The 17874-nt window shown below is 42.0% G+C and carries 16 protein-coding genes and 1 pseudogene; 12 read left to right on the top strand and 5 right to left on the bottom strand.

Translation table 11 applies throughout. The features are described from left to right. Positions 1–46 precede the first annotated feature (46 nt). On the bottom strand, positions 47–826 hold the full coding sequence (gene pgeF / locus V7K56_RS15080) for a peptidoglycan editing factor PgeF (protein ID WP_334911694.1): 780 nt from the start codon (positions 824–826) through the stop codon (positions 47–49). 77 nt (positions 827–903) lie between these two features. On the opposite strand from pgeF, the gene V7K56_RS15075 reads away from it, so the two are divergent. After that, positions 904–1722 (top strand): biotin--[acetyl-CoA-carboxylase] ligase, encoded by an 819-nt coding sequence (locus V7K56_RS15075; RefSeq protein WP_334911693.1) that lies wholly within the window; start codon positions 904–906, stop codon positions 1720–1722. A 252-nt stretch (positions 1723–1974) separates the two neighbouring features. Beyond that, positions 1975–3576, top strand: coding sequence for a M23 family metallopeptidase (locus V7K56_RS15070; RefSeq protein WP_334911692.1), 1602 nt, complete (start codon positions 1975–1977; stop codon positions 3574–3576). 140 nt (positions 3577–3716) lie between these two features. Here the strand turns inward: V7K56_RS15070 and V7K56_RS15065 are convergent, their stop codons facing one another. Continuing rightward, complete coding sequence (locus tag V7K56_RS15065) at positions 3717–4397, bottom strand: riboflavin synthase (RefSeq protein WP_334911691.1); 681 nt, start codon at positions 4395–4397, stop codon at positions 3717–3719. 339 nt (positions 4398–4736) lie between these two features. On the opposite strand from V7K56_RS15065, the gene V7K56_RS15060 reads away from it, so the two are divergent. The 4 genes from V7K56_RS15060 to V7K56_RS15045 all read left to right on the top strand — a co-directional run bounded on the left by V7K56_RS15060 (position 4737) and on the right by V7K56_RS15045 (position 9305). After that, entirely contained in the window at positions 4737–5234 is a 498-nt protein-coding gene (locus V7K56_RS15060) for a bifunctional nuclease family protein (RefSeq protein WP_012406891.1), read from the top strand. A 137-nt stretch (positions 5235–5371) separates the two neighbouring features. Beyond that, complete coding sequence (locus V7K56_RS15055) at positions 5372–6502, top strand: aldo/keto reductase (protein WP_334911690.1); 1131 nt, start codon at positions 5372–5374, stop codon at positions 6500–6502. A gap of 194 nt (positions 6503–6696) precedes the next feature. Then, on the top strand, positions 6697–8505 hold the full coding sequence (locus V7K56_RS15050; protein ID WP_334911745.1) for an ABC transporter ATP-binding protein: 1809 nt from the start codon (positions 6697–6699) through the stop codon (positions 8503–8505). A gap of 182 nt (positions 8506–8687) precedes the next feature. Further along, positions 8688–9305, top strand: coding sequence for a Uma2 family endonuclease (locus tag V7K56_RS15045; protein WP_334911689.1), 618 nt, complete (start codon positions 8688–8690; stop codon positions 9303–9305). A gap of 40 nt (positions 9306–9345) precedes the next feature. Here V7K56_RS15045 and V7K56_RS15040 read toward each other — a convergent pair whose 3' ends face one another. Continuing rightward, entirely contained in the window at positions 9346–9576 is a 231-nt protein-coding gene (locus V7K56_RS15040) for a type II toxin-antitoxin system HicB family antitoxin (protein WP_334911688.1), read from the bottom strand. A gap of 145 nt (positions 9577–9721) precedes the next feature. On the opposite strand from V7K56_RS15040, the gene V7K56_RS15035 reads away from it, so the two are divergent. Together V7K56_RS15035 and V7K56_RS15030 are read left to right on the top strand one after the other, a co-directional pair. Continuing rightward, positions 9722–10783 (top strand): ParA family protein, encoded by a 1062-nt coding sequence (locus V7K56_RS15035; RefSeq protein ID WP_334911687.1) that lies wholly within the window; start codon positions 9722–9724, stop codon positions 10781–10783. Next, positions 10767–11516 (top strand): HEPN domain-containing protein, encoded by a 750-nt coding sequence (locus V7K56_RS15030; protein WP_334911686.1) that lies wholly within the window; start codon positions 10767–10769, stop codon positions 11514–11516. The genes V7K56_RS15035 and V7K56_RS15030 overlap by 17 nt, the downstream gene beginning before the upstream one ends. Positions 11517–11639: 123 nt before the next feature. Here the strand turns inward: V7K56_RS15030 and V7K56_RS15025 are convergent. Next, positions 11640–12667 (bottom strand): annotated as a pseudogene (locus V7K56_RS15025) (LysR family transcriptional regulator). Positions 12668–12770: 103 nt separating this feature from the next. Between V7K56_RS15025 and V7K56_RS15020 the strand changes: the two are divergent. The 3 genes from V7K56_RS15020 to V7K56_RS15010 all read left to right on the top strand — a co-directional run bounded on the left by V7K56_RS15020 (position 12771) and on the right by V7K56_RS15010 (position 15359). Continuing rightward, the gene (locus V7K56_RS15020; protein ID WP_334911685.1) at positions 12771–13571 is read left to right on the top strand and encodes a methyltransferase domain-containing protein; all 801 of its coding nucleotides are present in this window, start codon (positions 12771–12773) and stop codon (positions 13569–13571) included. A 508-nt stretch (positions 13572–14079) separates the two neighbouring features. Beyond that, positions 14080–14637, top strand: coding sequence for a hypothetical protein (locus V7K56_RS15015; protein ID WP_334911684.1), 558 nt, complete (start codon positions 14080–14082; stop codon positions 14635–14637). A 77-nt stretch (positions 14638–14714) separates the two neighbouring features. Further along, positions 14715–15359, top strand: a complete 645-nt coding sequence (locus V7K56_RS15010; protein WP_292749575.1) for a DUF3318 domain-containing protein — start codon at positions 14715–14717, stop codon at positions 15357–15359. A 436-nt stretch (positions 15360–15795) separates the two neighbouring features. Here the strand turns inward: V7K56_RS15010 and V7K56_RS15005 are convergent, their stop codons facing one another. Next, entirely contained in the window at positions 15796–16593 is a 798-nt protein-coding gene (locus V7K56_RS15005) for a 7-carboxy-7-deazaguanine synthase QueE (RefSeq protein ID WP_334911683.1), read from the bottom strand. 194 nt (positions 16594–16787) lie between these two features. Here V7K56_RS15005 and V7K56_RS15000 point away from each other — a divergent pair, with 194 nt between their 5' ends. After that, entirely contained in the window at positions 16788–17837 is a 1050-nt protein-coding gene (locus V7K56_RS15000) for a sugar transferase (protein WP_334911682.1), read from the top strand. Positions 17838–17874: the final 37 nt, after the last annotated feature.

Genomic DNA, 17874 nt, shown 5'->3' with positions numbered 1-17874 from the left:
ATTAATAATTATTTGGTTATATTGATGCTAAACTTTCAAACCAGTTTTACCTTTTACCGCTAACAATTCCTGACCATTGAACTTTTTTCTCTTTTTCCCGACGATAAGAAAAGAAATGCTCTGGAGTTTGGAAAGTACAATAAGGTGCGATCGCAATTTGTTCTGCACTAATTCCCATATTTTCCAGTTGTAAGCTATTCACTCGCCGCACATCCAGCCGTACCTTACCAGGATTAGGATCTTCTCGCAAAGGTGAATTTGGTAGTTCATGCAATGCCGTTACAATTTTTTCTTCGTCATTATGTAATATAATACTAGCCCCAATTTCGGCAGCCACTTCGATAGAGACTTGGTAAACTTCACCAGCGATCGCTGGGCCCATCGCAATTCTCAAATCATCAAGTTTGCTGCCTTGAGATTGTAATCGAGTGATGGCCAAGGGCACAATCTTTTTAGCAGTCCCCCGCCAGCCTGCGTGTAATGCTGCCACCCGTCCAGTTTGCACATCCCCAATTAGCACGGGTGTACAATCTGCGCTAGCTACCCAAACCGCTTGTAGAGGCTGTTCGCTAATTAAACCATCTGCCGATGCGAAATCCTCCTCAACAGAGCTTAAGAAGCCTTCAACTTCTTGGGGGGTGAGAACAGTATTGCCATGAACCTGCTTTAAGCGATAGACTGATGCCTCTGGTTGCAATACTTCTGTGATAACTTGTGGCGATCGCGGCCAAAACTGCTGGGTAAAGAAGCCGTGATGCCAACGTTCCAGAATACTACAAGTTAGATAGGGCAGTCCTTCCCAATTGTGCCAGTGCCAAGTGTGCATCTTTAACCAAGCCTAAACAGAAATCACTTATCAGCCAATCAATGCTAGCTTGAACAACGGAATTTGGGTTAACTGCTGTGGGATTTAATCTGCAAAACTTGGAAACAGCCTTGCAAACAGGGCGTAAGTATATATATTTACCATTTTCCCTTCACTTTTTTGAAAGCGTCTCCTCAACCAACCAAACCCTCTGGAACTTACTCAACCAAGGGGCTATTTCAGGAACAGTAGTAATCGCAACTCAGCAATCTGCTGGACGGGGACAATGGGGCCGCCAGTGGATTTCTCCGGCTGGGGGATTATATGTTTCCGTGGCGATTTCTTTTGACCATAAAATAGAGGCTACTGACAGCTATCAGTTAACTTTTGCCACTGCTTGGGGAATTGCGTCACAATTGCGCCAATACGGTATAGATGTTGGGATAAAATGGCCCAATGATTTAGTTTTAAATGGTCGCAAACTAGGCGGCATTTTGACACAAACCAAAGTAAACAAAGGACAAATCACCCAAGCAGTAATTGGTGTTGGTATTAACTGGACAAACCCAGTACCAGAAACTGGAATCAATCTGGAATCGTGGCAAGCTTCCCAAGATATTAGACCAATTTCTTGTCTGGAAATGTTAACCTCTAGAGTCTTGCTAGGAATAGAATCCGGTATGGAGTGCCTTGAACAAGAAGGAGTAAATATACTCTTGTCTCGCTATTTAGAATTGTTTACAAACATGGGCGATCAGGTGTACATCAATAATCTTTCAGGTACAGTAGTTGGAGTGACTCTTCAAGGAAATTTACGAGTTGATTTAGAAACACATGATACAAAGGAATTAATTACACCGGAAATTTATATTGAACCCGGTACAATCAGTTTGGGGTACCAGAAATCTTCCGTTTAAATTTGAGGTTTGTTCAAAATTTCGCTCTTGGGGCAAGACAAACCACTAGTACCGCAAAGCGGAATTCAAAATTCAAAATTCAAAATTCAAAATTCATACAGCGCAAGCGTTTCATTGATTTTGAATGGTGAGGCAGTCCGGTCTTGGGGGTTTCCCCCATGAGGAACTGCTGAACCCGAAGGGGTGGTTTATTTACGCCGAACTGTACTAGCATCATCTCTTTAGGCTAATTACACACAACTGAGAGAACAAATGACGCAGCGCAATAATTCTGCCGATCATCGTTTGCATTACTTATGGCAGCAAGGTCTAACAAAAAAACGTTTTGCTTCAACGCTACCAGCTCAAAGCCTTTGTTGGCTGAGTAGCGTTAGCCTCCTTAGCGGTGGCTTCGTGTTTGCCCAAACGGAAGCACAAATAGACAACATCGTTCCCACTGTTGAAAGTTCTCAGCCAACAGCCGTTACAAATCCAGTTAACACTTCGGCTTCTCTCCGAGACGCTACGCGAACGCTCAGTGTTAAAAAACAGGCTGTTGCGCCGGAAGCCCCTCAAGCGCAACCGGAATTTTCCCAACGGCGAGCCAGACTCAGACAGAGACTAGGCAAGCCAGAGGTTGCTCAATCAAAAGAGCCAGTTAGGCAGTCTACACCCAAAATCGAAGCTGCCCAACCTGTTGTGATTACCAGACAGTCAAAGCCTAAAGTAGAAACCTCACAGGTTACTCCTATAAAGGTGAGACAGGAAAAACCCAATACCCCTGTCCGTTCTTTACCTGAAAAACTTCCAATAGTTGCTCAACCATCAAATAACTCCAACAGCCCTGTCAGTGCAACGGCGGAGAAAATCAAGGATTATAATAACGCCTATATCGATCCTAATAGTTATGACAGTGGTGCAACAGGTACTTATCAAGCACCAAACTCTGTAATTGTTACAGAACGCTCTAGTGGTTGTCGAGCCATTTTGCCATCAGGGCAAAGTGTGTTAGGCGGCGTTTGCGCCAAAGTACCTCAAAAAAGTGTAGCTAATTCTAATGGTAAACCAGCACCTAATTGGCTTAGAAGAAGTGAAAATGCCCAATTACCAGTAGTTCCACCCGTGCGACAGATTGCCGCTACTGGCAACACCAGTAGATGGCGTGCTCCTCAAAGTGGTTCTAACGGTGTCACCAAGAGCGCACTTCGCCCGAATCGGTTTATCCCGACTCCCAGCGAGTTTAGTCCCACAAGAGTTAGTGTAGCTCCCATTGCACCGAGTGGTGGAACTTTACCGCCACCAATGGCAGATGGCAACATTACACCCCGCCCCAGCAATGTAGCTTATGACTTCTCACTGGCATCAGTATTGCCACAAATCCCCTACATGGGGAGAGTGGCCTATAGTGGTACGGGAATGATGTATCCACTATCTATTCCCGCTCCCATTACTTCTTTGTTTGGTTGGCGAATTCATCCAATCACAGGTACTCAACGCTTCCATGCTGGTACAGACTTGGGTGCGCCTACAGGAACACCAGTTTTGGCAGCTGCTGCGGGTCAAGTGGAAACTGCTAACTGGGTCGGTGGTTATGGTTTAACCGTTATCCTAAATCACAAATCTGCTGAACAAACTCTCTACGGTCACATGTCAGAAATCCTTGTTCAACCTGGTCAATGGGTACAGCCTGGAACTGTCATCGGGCTAGTTGGCAGCACCGGGAATTCCACAGGCCCTCACTTGCACTTTGAAGTTCGTCACCTGACAACAAATGGGTGGGTTGCTACTGACCCAGGCGTGGAATTACAAAGCGCCTTGAGTCAGTTAGTGCGAGGCTTGCAAACCGCCCAGGTAAGCCAGCAACCAGGCAGCTAGAAGAAGCTGAGAGCAGGGGAGCATGGGAGGCGAGGGGGACAAGGGGTAAAAGGGGAAATTATTGAACAAGTCTCTCCCTTATCTCCCCCCTCTTCCTTGTCTACCTTGTCTCTTCTCCATGCCCAATGCCCCATGCCCAATTACAAATACCCGTGTTCTGCTAAGAATGCGGGTGTAATGCCATCTATACTATTTTCATCAGAGGGTGTAGCGTGTGGGTTGCCAGAGTAAAGGAATTTTTCGACGTATTTGCCGAGAATATCCCCTTCTAGATTCACCAAACTGCCAGAAACCAAATAGCGAAGATTTGTCTCGCTGTATGTGACGGGAATTATCGCCACTTTGAATTGAGAGAGTTCTGGCTCATAAGCGGCGACTGTAAGGCTAATGCCATTGACGGCAATGCTACCTTTGGGGACAATGTACCGTGCGATCGCTTCGGATGCAATAAAGGTCATTTCCCAAGAACTAGCCGTTTGTTCGACCACTAGCAATCGACCGATGCCGTCTACATGACCCATCACAAAATGACCGCCAACTTTGCTGCCTACCTTTAGCGACGCTTCTAAATTGACATATCTCTGTTGCGTTTCCTCACCTAAGAGAGTGGTGCGGCGTAGAGTTTCCGGTGAAGCAGTGACAATAAACCCGTCTTTTAAGACTTGTTCCACTGTCAGGCAAACACCATCTACAGCAACACTGTCACCATAAGCTAAATCTTGCATAATTACTTCACCCGACTGGCTTACACAAGTAATTTGCCAAGAATCGCCCCCTAAGGGTTGCATCGTTCCTAATGCTTGGATTAATCCTGTAAACACGGCTTTTTTGTCAAACTAACTCTATTTATTGCCTAATTTTGCCTGGAATCAATTGGTAATTGTCACATAAATCTCGAACATCCAAGTATATTTTCTGACTTTTTTCGCATAGGAATATTAACACATTAGCATCCTTCACAGGGCATACTTGGGTAAGAAGGTTATTGTCTAAGAAGACCAATTTGACTTACTCTGGTTTTCACCACAAGTTCGGAGTTTAATAGAAGCAATTATAGAGAACGAATGCTTATGTTTATTACTGTAACCAAACCGCCTAAAAATTGGTGCTATTTAATACACGGCATCAAAGGCTCTCAAAGCATGGTAGAGGCTTAGGCAATGATTGAAATGAAAGTCGCTGGCATAGCATTAGATGCCATAACTCGCAGCCCGATTGTCCTTTTGAAAGATTCTTCAGATCGGCGGGCTTTGCCAATTTACATTGGTCAGGAACAGGCTAGGGCAATTATGGGCGCACTGGAGAATCAGAAGCCTCCTAGACCCTTAACTCACGACCTGATTGTGAATCTTCTAGAGACTTGGAACATGACTCTAGAAAAGGTGATTATTCATTCCCTGCAAAAAGATACATTTTATGCAGCTTTAATTGTCCAGCAAGGCGAAGTCAAAAAAGAAATTGACGCGCGTCCTAGCGATGCGATCGCTATTGCCCTCCGTACAAATACTCCCATTTGGGTAATGGAAGAAGTGATTGCTGATGCTTCTATCCCTGTTGATCGCGATGCAGATGAAGCCGAACAGCAAGCCTTTCGTGAATTTATTTCCAATCTCCGTCCTGAAGATTTGATCAAGCGCTTTGGTAATGGCGACAGCTAAATTAAAGTTATGAGTTATGAGTTATTTTTTGCTTCAACTCCTAACTTGTAAGCAAAAAAAAGTTAGGAGTTAAGAGTTATGATTTACTTCTTTCAACTCCTAACTTATAATTCCTAACTCCTAACTCTTTATTAAAAATGCAATACCGACGCTTTGGAAAAACGAATCTGCGCCTCTCGGTTTTTTCCTTGGGAACAATGCGCTACCTAGCTGATTTTGAAAATGCTCACCAGACCATCGAACAAGCCTTAGCGTTAGGAATTAATCATCTAGAAACCGCCAGAGGTTACGGCAAAAGCGAAGAGTATCTTGGTAGGGCGTTAAAAGCTGGGTTGTCAGTACCCCGAACTAGGCTTTATGTCACTACCAAAATCTCAGCCACAGCAGATGCTGACACCATGCGTCGGTGCATCGACGAATCCCTAGAACGATTACAACTAGATTATTTAGATTGCTTAGGGGTTCATGGTTTGAACACTTGGCAACATTTGGAGTGGGTGCAAGCTAAAAATGGCTGTATGCAAGCAGTGGAGGAAGCTGTTACTGATGGCCGAGTGCGACACGTTGGTTTTTCCACCCACGGGCCATTAGAGGTAATTCAGGCAACAATCAACACAGATTTATTTGAATTTGTCAATCTGCATTATTACTATTTTTTTCAACGACACGCACCAGCGATTCAACTAGCTGCCGAAAAGGATATGGGTATTTTCATTATTTCCCCTGCTGACAAGGGAGGACGCCTCTACACGCCACCGCAAACTCTAAAAGACCTGTGTTATCCGTATTCACCCTTAGAATTAAATTATCGATTTTTACTTGCCAATCGCCGTATTACTACCTTGAGTATAGGGCCAGCTAACCCAGGTGAATTAATAGAACCTTTGCAAATTGCTGACCATGATGGAGAGTTAACATTAGCAGAAATTTCCGCTTTCCAGCAGTTAGAAAATCACCAAAAACTTGCTTTGAAAACTGATAATTGTAGCCAGTGTTATGCTTGTTTGCCCTGTCCAGAAAATATCAATATTCCAGAGATATTGCGGTTACGTAATCTCGCAGTGGCATACGACATGAAAGACTATGGCCAATATCGTTACGCAATATTTGAAAATGCCGGTCACTGGTTCCCTGGAATGAAAGGCAACCGATGTACGCAATGCGGTGACTGTTTGCCTCGGTGTCCAGAAAAGTTAGATATTCCAGCTTTGTTAAAAGATACTCACCAAAAATTAAGTGGCAAAGCAGGTAGGAGATTGTGGGGATGAAAATATAAACAGGAGTCAGAATATCCGTTAACCTCAGCATGGGATTCACCACCCAGTCGCACACTCGTCATTCCAACTCCTGAGTTCTGAATTCTTTGTTGTTAAAATTATATAAAGATTAAAAAAGTCAGGAAGATCCGCCCAAGCTGGGGTATCTCGCACAAAGTAAAGATGAAAATTAAAAAAAAAGAAATATACTACGCCAATCACTGACGGTTTTCCGTTACAGTGGACGAGCTGTAGGCTTAGTATGGACTACTAGCCGATCGCTTACTATTCTTCTGGCAAGTTTAACTTTAGTGGCTGGTCTTTTACCAGCGGCGATATCCTACATTAGTAAGTTAATTGTTGATGCAGTAGTATTTGCATCTCAAGTTAAATCACAAAACAATGGTTTTGTCAATATTTATCCCTCGCTATTTTATGTAGGATTAGAAGCGATCGCTGTAATTTTACTAGCAGGCGGTCAACGGGGAATTATCATTTGTCAGTCGTTATTGCGGGCGCTAATGGGTCAGCGAGTAAATGTACTCATCTTAGAAAAGGCGCTGACACTGGATCTTAGGCAGTTTGAAGACTCAGAATTTTATGACAAATTGACCAATGCCCGACGAGAAGCATCAGTCCGTCCTCTTTCCCTAGTAAACCGCACCTTTGGATTGGTGCAAAATGCCCTTTCCCTAATCACCTACGGCATTTTGCTAGTACATTTCTCAATTTGGGCAGTGGTGGTACTGATTTTGGCAGCTATGCCTGTATTTATTGCGGAAACAAAGTTTGCTGGAGAAGCCTTTCGCTTATTTAGTTGGCGTGCGCCAGAAACTCGTGAACAAAACTACTTAGAAAATCTACTAGCAAGAGAAGATTTTGTCACAGAAGTCAAACTCTACCAGCTGGGAGAGATGCTGCTAGAACGTTACCGCAACCTGTTTGAGCAACTCTATGGCGAAGACCGCGATTTGACTCTGCGGCGAGGACTTTGGGGATATCTTCTGAGTTTAGTCAGTACTGGGTCTTTTTACCTAGCTTATGCTTGGATTGTGCTGGAAACAGTGCTAGGTAAGATTTCTTTGGGAGATATGACAATGTATCTTACTGTGTTTCGCCAAGGACAATCTACTTTCTCCAATGCCCTCACTTCTATTGGAGGGATGTATGAGGACAATCTATATTTATCAAATCTTTATGATTTTCTGGAAGAAGAAGTACCAAAATCTTGGGGTAAGGCAACCATTGGTTTAAATCCCCAAGATGGTATCCGTTTTGAGAATGTCTCATTTACTTATCCGGGAAGTTCCAAGCCAGCATTGAGAAACATTTCGCTACATCTAAAACCCAGAGAGAAACTGGCAATTGTGGGTGAAAACGGTTCCGGTAAGACTACCTTAATCAAACTACTTACCCGACTCTACACCCCTGACTCTGGGCGAATTTTCTTAGATGGCTTGGACTTGCAAGAATGGGATGTGGATGTGTTGCGGCGTCGCATTGGTGTGATTTTTCAGAACTTTGTCCGCTACCAGTTCACTGTGGGAGAGAATATTGGCGTGGGCGATGTAGAACATCTCGAAAATAAAACACAGTGGCAAACTGCTGCCCAAAAAGGCATGGCCCAATCTTTTATTGACCAATTACCTCAAAGCTTTCAGACTCAACTTGGTCGTTGGTTTAAGGGAGGACAAGAACTTTCTGGAGGACAGTGGCAGAAAATTGCTTTGTCTCGTGCTTTTATGCGATCGCAAGCAGATATCTTGGTGTTAGATGAACCAACATCAGCAATAGATGCCCAAGCTGAGTTTGAGATTTTCAATCATTTTCGCGCTATTACTCAAAATCAGATGGTACTTTTGATTTCTCATCGCTTCTCGACAGTACGAATGGCTAACAAAATTCTAGTTATAGAAAACGGCGAAGTTATAGAACAAGGAACTCACGAAGATTTGTTAAAGCTAGGAGGACGTTATGCCAAGTTGTTTCTGTTACAAGCCGCCGGTTATCAATAGGAAAAAGAGTTAACAGACTTTGTTTTAGATAGCGATGCCTACGGCGGGCTGCGCCTACGCACACTTTGTAGAAAGCACATAATATCTCTATACAACCACGTTAAACTATTCGGTAAACATGGGTGAAATCTCTTTAGTGCCTAAATTATCCATATCGTTAAACATTGTTACCCGATAAAACTATGCAAATAACACAACAGCGATACTATACCCCAGAGGAATATTTAGAGCTAGAAGAAGTTGCTGACTACAAAAGTGAATACATTGATGGGCAAATAATTCCTATGGCGGGTGGGACAATAAATCACAATCGTATAGCTGGTAATTTCTATGCTGTGTTAAACTTCGTGTTCAGACAACAAGAATACGAAGTGTTTAATAGCGATATGCGTCTGTGGATACACGAAAAGCGTATCTATACGTATCCAGATGTGACAGTAATAGTCGGTAAACCAGAATTTTTCAACAATCGTACAGATATTATTACAAATCCCCAAGTTATTGTTGAGGTTTTGTCTAAATCTACTAAAAACTATGATCGCGAAGATAAATTTCAGGCTTATCGAACTATTTCTACCTTTCAAGAATATTTATTAATTGACCAAACTCGGATTCATGTAGATCAATTTTCCAAAACTGGGAAAAAGCAATGGACGCTTCGTGAATATGATGAAGAAGATGAAGCGATCGCACTTGTAACCGTACCATTTGAAATTTATCTACAAGATTTATACAACAAAGTGAAGTTTGAGCCTGTAGAGTCAGAAGGGGAAAGTGCTGATATTGAGGGATTGGGGTAAGGTGCGATTACCCTGCTTGTGGAAGGTATCTTAAAAAGATTTAAGCCACTTTTAACGGTTTCTGAGGAAAAGTAATTGGCTCTGGCAAAGCTTTTCCTTGCTCTTTATACCATTCAATCAGAGACTCAATCACCTCTTGCCCATGTTTAGCGGCTTCTTCATAAGTCTTGCCATGAGTGTGGAATTGCTGCCAAGGGAATTCTGGCAAGTGTACTAAGTAGCAATTATCTTCATCTGACCATTGAATTACCATACTGTAGCGATCGTTCATTCTTCTTCCTCTATTTTTTCTAGTTGCTTCAAAACACGATTAACTTACTGTTCTGTAAGCTTTTTAGAAGCTATATTTAAGTCAGACAGGTTCTAAAATAATATCTGTAATCAAAAAATTTCAGAAGTATCAAAAGTAAAATAAGATGGTTCACAAGATTGCCTTGTTCAATCACAAAGGTGGTGTCAGTAAGACTACAACAACTTTTAACTTAGGTTGGATGCTTGCTTCAAAGGGTAAGAGAGTTATTCTTGTAGATACTGATCCTCAATGTAATCTAACAGGAACAGCTCTAAAAGAAGAAACTGAAGATGACGAAGCAAGGATAGAAAAAATCTATAACACACACTCAAATATCAAAACTGGCTTGGCTCCTGCTTTTGAGTCACAGCCACGTGTTATAGAAGCTGTTGATTGTATTCCGATAGAAGGACAAGAAGGTTTATTTTTATTACCTGGTCATGTAGGCTTTGCTGAATATGAAGTAACATTAGGTATTGCGCAGGAAGTCGGTGGATCAATTCAGACTCTCAAAAACTTGCCAGGTGCTATTTCTGATCTCTTGGAAAAAACTGCTAATAAATTTAATGCTGACTATATTCTGATTGATATGAGTCCAAGTTTAGGAGCAATCAATCAGAACTTACTAATGACAAGTGACTTTTTCTTAGTGCCTACAAATGCTGATTTTATCTCTGTGATGGCAATTGATTCTCTGTCTATAATTTTATCAAAGTGGTGTGCTTGGGCAAGGATGGCAAGTGCAAACTCTATATTGAAGGAAGCTGTTTATCCATTTCCAGAATTTACCTTGAAATTTTTAGGAACTATAGTTCAAAACTATAGAATTCTTCGGGGTAAAGAAACAGCAGCATTTCAAACATGGATACAAAAAATAGAGAATACAGTTACTCATAAATTAGTACCAGTTCTAAAACAAAATAATTTGTTATTACCAAAGTTAGTCTATACTGAGCAGGGTATGAATGATAGTTTTACCCTGACAAAAATTCCTCATTCTAACAACTTAATTGCTCTATCAGTGGGACACAGTACACCTGTTTATGCGCTAACATCTGAACAATTAAACCAGAAAGGCGTAATATTAGAAGCTAATCAAAGAAAGCAAGAGGAATTTAAAACAACTTTTTCTGACTTAGCAGATAAAATTATTGCACTCTCATCCAGTTATGCAGTCAGCGCTTGACCAATTTCGCATTAGTATCCAGCGTGTTCAGGATCTGATTGCTCTTCATACTTCCGTTAAGGCTCAAGCTACTGCTGCTCTGGATCTTTCAGACATTTTACGAGCTGCCCTAGTACTGACTGTTAGTGCCTTGGATTATTATATCCATGAGGTTGTCACATTGGGTATGCTGGAAATTTATCGAGGACAACGTGCTGAACCAGTATCTTCAGCTAATACTGCTCAATCAGCCTTTTCCCGTTTTCAAGTTTCCTTGGGAAGCGCTCGTGAAGATAGAAGAATAGCCATAGATATCGCCTCTTGGATAGAGAGTGACATACAGCAGATTTATGGAGCTAATTTTTTACAGCAGTTTCATACTATTTCTAGTTTAATTCCAGCTATATCAAATAGTATTTTGAATAGATTAAATAATACTTCATGGTTAGAAGACGAGATTCGAGAACGTCTAAGTTATCAAAGCTTTCAGCAGCCTGACAAAATAGCTGATGCAATTAGGCAAATTTCGGATAAAAAATTGTGGGATGAGGTTGCTAGTAAAATGAGTAAACCTCCTAAAGATATTAAGCAACAACTTACTTTAATTGTGGATCGCAGAAACAAAATTGCTCATGAAGCAGATATAGATCCTACCCTCAACATAGGTAATCGCTGGTATATCGACGAATCAATGGTTAGTGATACAGTTAATTTTATTGAGCAGGTTGTAGAGAGTATTCATCAAATTTTGTAGCTTTAGGTAGATTAATGGTAGATATTGTTAACTAATTGAGCAAGATAGACAGAGAATCGTTGTGAAGAGATGAGGACTGCGATCGCACCATCCCCCAATAACTTAGATAAAATCACTATAGTGCTAGTTAACCCTCCCTAAATCTGATAAAAAGCGATCGCTCTTGTAACGGTAGATACTTCTGACAACTTGTAGAAATTCCCTTAGCACAGGTGTCATATCTTCTTCCCGCCACACTATAGCCGTTTCTACTAATGGTGTTTTCTCTTCTAAAGTACGATAAACTACACCAGTTCTCTGAAGATTTTGCAATGAAGACGGTGCGATCGCAATCCCCATTCCCGCTGACACCAATCCGATAATCGTCTGCATCTGAATCGCTTCTTGAGTTACTTTTGGGCTGAAGTTTCCTTGCTGACAAAGATTTACGATTTGGTCGTACAGTCCCGGTCCCAAATGGCGAGGGAACATGATAAAGTTTTCGTTTACTAGCGATCGCACTGAAATTTTTTCTTGTTCAGCTAAGAAATGAGTTTCTGCTAAAGCCACAATTAAAGCTTCTTGCTCAATGCATTTTTGATTGAGTGTGTTGTCTTCCAATGGTGGATGAGCAAACCCTACATGAATGCGGCCTTCCTGGAGCGCTCGTTCTTGCTCATTTGTAGTTAATTCCTGTAAAATCAACTCAACTTCGGGAAACTCTTCTCGAAATTGTCGCAAAATTACAGGAAGCAAATTATAAGTTACCAAACTGGTAAACCCAATGCGTAATTGTCCCTTTTCACCTCTTCCGGTTTTTTGAGTTAGCTCAATTGCTTTTTGGAGTTGAGCTAAAAGCTGATAAGCTTCTTGCAAAAATACTTCCCCTGCTTCCGTTATAGCAGTCGCCAAAGCCGTTAGGACAGTTCGTGGGAAACGCGCCTTCAACAGGATACTATGTGATTTTATTGCTGTCCTAAGCTCCCTGTCCATTGCTATAACTGCACCTGTCGTTTGGTTTTGCGGTGAAACAGTTCTACTCCCAATTGCGCCTCTAGTTGCTGAATTTGCTGGCTTAACGGCGGTTGAGCAATGTGCAATCGTTCGGCGGCTTTACTAAAGTGCAGTTCTTCAGCAACAGCGATAAAGTAGCGCAGATGTCGCAATTCCATTTTTTTGATATTTTATAAGTCTCAATTTTCTATTAATATATATTGGACATCTGAAAACTACCTGCGTATGATACTCATACAAATATTGCAGGAAGTCAGAGCGATGCCAGAAAAGTATACTCCAGGCTATTCAAGTAATGCGACGAATTTCATGGCAAATCGCAGCTTAGATACTCATGGTGCGTTTTTCAAGCCTTATTTACGTCCAGGGATGAAATTGCTAGATTGCGGTTGCGGCCCTGGGGCGATCGCTTTGGGTTTAGCAAAAGCAATTTTCCCTGGTATACTTACGGGTATTGATCGCGAAGTTTCTCAAATCCAGATAGCTGCTGAGAGTGCTTTCGCCCAAAGTGTCAGTAATGCTGAGTTTTTGCAGGGGAATATTTATGCTTTACCCTTCGCAGATAATTCTTTTGATACAATCTTCTCTCATGCACTGTTTGAACATCTCCAAGAACCGGCGCAGGCGTTACGGGAACTGTGGCGAGTTTTGAAATCGGGGGGTATTGTTGGGCTTCGTAGTCCAGATTGGGGCGGGTTTTTGATTGCACCATCTACGCCAGAACTCCAAAAAGCATTTTCTTATTACAAGTGGCTCCAGCAACAAAATGGTGGTAATCCTGATGTAGGCAGAGAGTTACGCGCCTTACTACGGCAAGCTGGATTTACTAATATTAAGACTTCAGCTTCCTATGAGTGTTATGAACCACTGACACTGAGTACCGCCACTGAATATCTAGCACTGCGAATTGAAGCTTCTGCTGAAGTCGACCGAGCTGTGGAAAAAGGATGGACAGATAGCCAATCAATTACAGCGATGAGCCGTGCCTTGCGGGAATGGAGTCAGCATCCAGATGGATTTTTTGCTGCCGCTTGGTGTGAAGTTGTAGGATACAAAATTTAGATTAATCAAAGATTTTTTAGAAAATTTGCGATAAAAAATTTGCGCGTTCTTTCTTCTTTGAGGTTGCGAAAAAATGTGTTAGGGGAGGCTGACTCGACGAGGATACCGCTATCCATTAAAATAGCTTGGTCAGCGTTCGCAGGCAAATCCAACTTCGTATAAATAGCAAAACACTAGTTAACAGCAGCCAAAGACGAGATGTTAAATATACAAGTAAAATAACTAACATTTAAGTGATACTAATTCTATATTCTTCACTAATTAAGAGTTGCTAACAAGCAATTAACGCTTCTTTAATAAAGAACAAAAGACCCCGATCAAATATTATTCACAGCCCAGCATCAAAATGTGTTTTTCCTATCTCCAATGCTCCATGCCCCATTCTTCATCTTCCATTCGTCATTCTCTATTTACCAGAAGTAACCACACTAAACTAAACAACTACCACTAGCAGGTTAAACTAGGTCTGGTAACAGCTGCTCCATCATTCATTTCTTATGAGGCTTTTATGGGAGCTAACCTCAAACAGATTGCCAACTATTTAGACAACCTTGGTTGGGACTACCGTTTTGATGATGATGAAGACCGAATTATAACAGGTGTGGAGGCTGATAACTTAGAAGATTTCCTAATAGTTGTCCAGCTGGATGAAGAGGGAAAATTTTTCCGGGTATTTGCCCCTCAAGTTCTGACAGGAATCCAAGACCATCCTCACAAGGCAGCTATCCTACAGACAATGCTTGCCATTTCCTGGGAAACCAAAATGTTGCAATGGGAGTATGACCCATCCGATGGTGAAATTCGTGCCATTATTGAGTTTCCTTTAGAAGACTCGATTCTTACAGAAAGACAATTTCACCGTTGTCTGAGTGGATTAGTTCAGATTGTGGATGGCATAGCAATCCCTCGCCTGCAAGAAGTGATGGCAACAGGTCTCGATCCGGGGAATATAGAACTTGGGGAAAGACTATTACTCAGTATCCAAGAAGAAGCCCCAGGATTGTTAGATTTACTAGAAAAAGCAATGGAAGCGCGAAAAAAGCGAGGAAGTTTTCCTAGTGAGTGAGACGGATCGTTACTTAAATAGCTATACTCCAAAGTGATACCCTCACTATATACTGAAATTTTCTGGGGCTGGATATTATGACATCCTATGCAACCTCCTCTGCCAAAGCGGAAATGAGCGAACTCCGGCGGTTGAAAGCCTTACTACCACCAGAACTGCAAAGCTGGGTCACGGTTGAAGGCACAACTGAGGTCAATCCACCCCTGGTTCGCTGCGAAGAAATTGGTAAAGACCAGGTAGAAATTCAAATTGATTTGGTGAAATGGGATGCCCTCGCAATGGATCAGCGTAATCTGCTGTTCTGGCATGAGGTTGCTCGCGTTCAAAATGACACAATTCCTAAAGATGGTTGGGAAATGGCAGCACTAGCCATCGGTTTAGGTGGTGCTGTCGGGGAATTGTGGGTACAAGATGGATTGCTGCTGGTGTTAGCTTTGTCGCTTTGTGGCGTGTCAGGCTGGCGACTGTACCAAAAGAATAATGGGGAAAAGCAACTAAGAGAATTGCTCAATGCTGATGAGAAAGCGATCGCTTTAGCAACTCGTTTTGGTTATAGCCTTCCCAATGCTTATAAGAGTCTCGGTAGCGCCTTGAAAACCCTGATTGATAATACTCCTAGTAAGCGCCAACGTTCGAGATACGAAGCAAGACTCTCTGCCCTCAAACGCAGTGCCAATAAGGCAAAAGCTAAATCGAAAACTCCAGATGAGGGCGCACTATAGAAACCAAAAATTAGGTTGGGTGGGTATTTGCTCACCCCCAAAAAACTTAAATCAACGTGAGTTTGACGAACCTCTCTCTGCCTTGAACTTTAGTTCAAGTTTCTCTTTGAGTCAGGGAGGCAAGATTTTACCTAATAAAACCTCTTAGTCCCGCCTTTCTCACAAGCTTTGCGATCGCTTATCTCGTAATCTTTACCCAAAGACGGTTTCGAGCTTTTTGGCGGCTAATAATTTTGCGAGAGTGCGAAACGTATAAATCTAGGTTTTATAAGACTTTGAGATATCTGGCGAGAAATGCAGGTTAGTGGTCTTTTGATTTGGCTCATTAGACTGCCTACTAAGGAGGCTGCTGCCTCCCTAATTAACAGCAACGACCCAATTACCATTTCATCAAATCTTACTTTTTTCTTGACTGCATCTTTATCAAACTAAAATTTTACAACTGATTCAGCATTTTATGCGTCTGGGGGATCACGCGCACGTGCTTGACAAACCCCTTCATTAAAGCTTGCCACGTCAAAACTTGATCGCTCGAAGGCGCAAGTACAGGTACTGGAGAAAATTGTTCTGATACTGCCAAAGGCGTAACAGGTTGTAAAAATACTGAGATATCTGGACTAACCTCTGCCACCAACGAAGCTGAACGTTCCAACTCGGCGGGATCTGTGTTTTGAGACACAATTATCTTGACAAAAACATTTAAATATGAGTCATAACATAACTGGAGAAATTTACTATGTTCTTGCCAATGACTTTCGCCGCTAACACTGGGCAATTTGAAATCCATACCTACAGAGTCTAAGTATGGGATAATCATTGCTAGTTGTTTTGGGCGATGTCCACCAGTTTCTAAGTATATAGGTAGACCAGTTATGGCTCGGACTTGGGGTAGAAACTGCGTTAGAAATGAGGCATGAAGAAGTGGTTCGCCGCCAGTTAAGCTAATGCTATCGTGTAGACAAGGTAGATTTTGTTGTTCCACCCATTCGATTAATATGGGTAATGGAACGGGGTTAGAGTGGATTTCAAAGTCGCGCAATCCAGGCGATCGCTCTATCCGACAAATTGTAGGTGCACTCCAAGTGTGGGCACTATCACAAAAGTGACAGCGCAAATCACACAAAGCAAAACGAATAAATATCTGACGTGTCCCTACATTCAGTCCTTCCCCTTGAATGGCAGAGAAGACCTCAATCAGGCGTGCGGTAGGTGTAACCGTATTTTTAGCAATCATTTGATCAGAGCAACGCGATCGCGCTGCGTCGGCACAACAGCAAGGATGTTTTTTGGCTTCTTGTTCTATTGTGAATCGTCGCTAGCGATCTCCAATCTCAGCCCCGGTAAATAGTAGTTAGTCCTGATTACCATTCCGATATTAGGTTAAGTAATTTTGTAGGACAAAGTAATGTTTGGCATATTACATTATACATGGCAACGAAAGTGCAGAGCTTCATGACTAGCCAACCGACAGAGGCCGATTTTCCAGTTAATTCCCTAAACGACATGGCTATAGTGCAGGTGCCGACGCGGTTGAGCGTGCTGGAGGCTTTAGGCTTTAAGCAAACCTGCCAAGGCTTAATTGAGCCCAATTCACATCCCAAGCAAATCATCATTGACTTTCACAAAACTACTTTTATCGATAGTAGTGGTTTAGGTGCCCTGGTAAGTAATTTTAAATACGCTCAAACTCAGGGGATTACATTAACACTGCGGAATGTAACACCTCAAGTCATGGCAGTTCTAAAACTCACAGGGTTGGATCAGGTTTTTGCTTTAGAGCTTGTAGAGGATAAACCGTTAATAGAACAAGATGACGTAGTAGATAATCGCAAGACAACTTCCCGTAAAGTAGAGCAGTTACCCACTACTCACCCTTCTATGGCATCTTGGATGAAACGGTTCTTAGATATTGTCGGGTCAGTGATTGGTTTATTAATTACAGGAATTTTGTTTATTCCAATTGCGATCGCTATTCAAATTAACGATCCCGGTCCCATTTTCTTTAGTCAAATTCGTTGTGGTTGGATGGGGAAACAGTTTAAGATTTGGAAATTCCGCTCTATGTGTGTGGATGCGGAAGCGAAGAAATCTCAAGTTAAAAACCAAGTGCAAGGTGCTTTTTTCAAGAATGAGAATGACCCCAGAATTACTAAGGTAGGGCGCTTTTTACGGCGAACTAGTCTTGATGAATTACCCCAATTTTGGAACGTCTTCAAAGGAGAGATGAGTTTAGTAGGCACTCGACCACCGACACCCGATGAAGTAGAACGCTATGAAGTACCAGAGTGGCAACGTTTAGATGTAAAACCCGGTATGACTGGCGAATGGCAAGTAAATGGACGTTCTACAGTCCGTAGTTTTGAAGATGTAATTCGTCTGGATTTGCAGTATCAAAAAAATTGGAGTTTAGTGTACGATTTAAAGCTAATTTTCAAAACTATAGCTATTCTGTTTAATAGAAACAGTGGTGCTGTTTAGTTAATTATCCTTATTCACAATTTTTAGGTAACTCGCA

The organism is Nostoc sp. (assembly GCF_036917535.1).
Taxonomy (GTDB): Bacteria; Cyanobacteriota; Cyanobacteriia; order Cyanobacteriales; family Nostocaceae; genus Nostoc.
This window is presented reverse-complemented; position numbering and strand designations above follow the sequence as displayed.

Coding starts and splice junctions, on each gene's coding strand:
- V7K56_RS15020 (WP_334911685.1), top strand. CDS start 12,771: ATGCCAGAAAAGTATACTCCAGGCTATTCAAGTAATGCGACGAATTTC.
- V7K56_RS15010 (WP_292749575.1), top strand. CDS start 14,715: ATGACATCCTATGCAACCTCCTCTGCCAAAGCGGAAATGAGCGAACTC.
- V7K56_RS15060 (WP_012406891.1), top strand. CDS start 4,737: ATGATTGAAATGAAAGTCGCTGGCATAGCATTAGATGCCATAACTCGC.
- V7K56_RS15040 (WP_334911688.1), bottom strand. CDS start 9,576: ATGAACGATCGCTACAGTATGGTAATTCAATGGTCAGATGAAGATAAT.
- V7K56_RS15005 (WP_334911683.1), bottom strand. CDS start 16,593: ATGATTGCTAAAAATACGGTTACACCTACCGCACGCCTGATTGAGGTC.
- V7K56_RS15000 (WP_334911682.1), top strand. CDS start 16,788: ATGGCAACGAAAGTGCAGAGCTTCATGACTAGCCAACCGACAGAGGCC.
- V7K56_RS15055 (WP_334911690.1), top strand. CDS start 5,372: ATGCAATACCGACGCTTTGGAAAAACGAATCTGCGCCTCTCGGTTTTT.
- V7K56_RS15070 (WP_334911692.1), top strand. CDS start 1,975: ATGACGCAGCGCAATAATTCTGCCGATCATCGTTTGCATTACTTATGG.
- V7K56_RS15045 (WP_334911689.1), top strand. CDS start 8,688: ATGCAAATAACACAACAGCGATACTATACCCCAGAGGAATATTTAGAG.
- V7K56_RS15030 (WP_334911686.1), top strand. CDS start 10,767: ATGCAGTCAGCGCTTGACCAATTTCGCATTAGTATCCAGCGTGTTCAG.
- pgeF (WP_334911694.1), bottom strand. CDS start 826: ATGCACACTTGGCACTGGCACAATTGGGAAGGACTGCCCTATCTAACT.
- V7K56_RS15035 (WP_334911687.1), top strand. CDS start 9,722: ATGGTTCACAAGATTGCCTTGTTCAATCACAAAGGTGGTGTCAGTAAG.
- V7K56_RS15015 (WP_334911684.1), top strand. CDS start 14,080: ATGGGAGCTAACCTCAAACAGATTGCCAACTATTTAGACAACCTTGGT.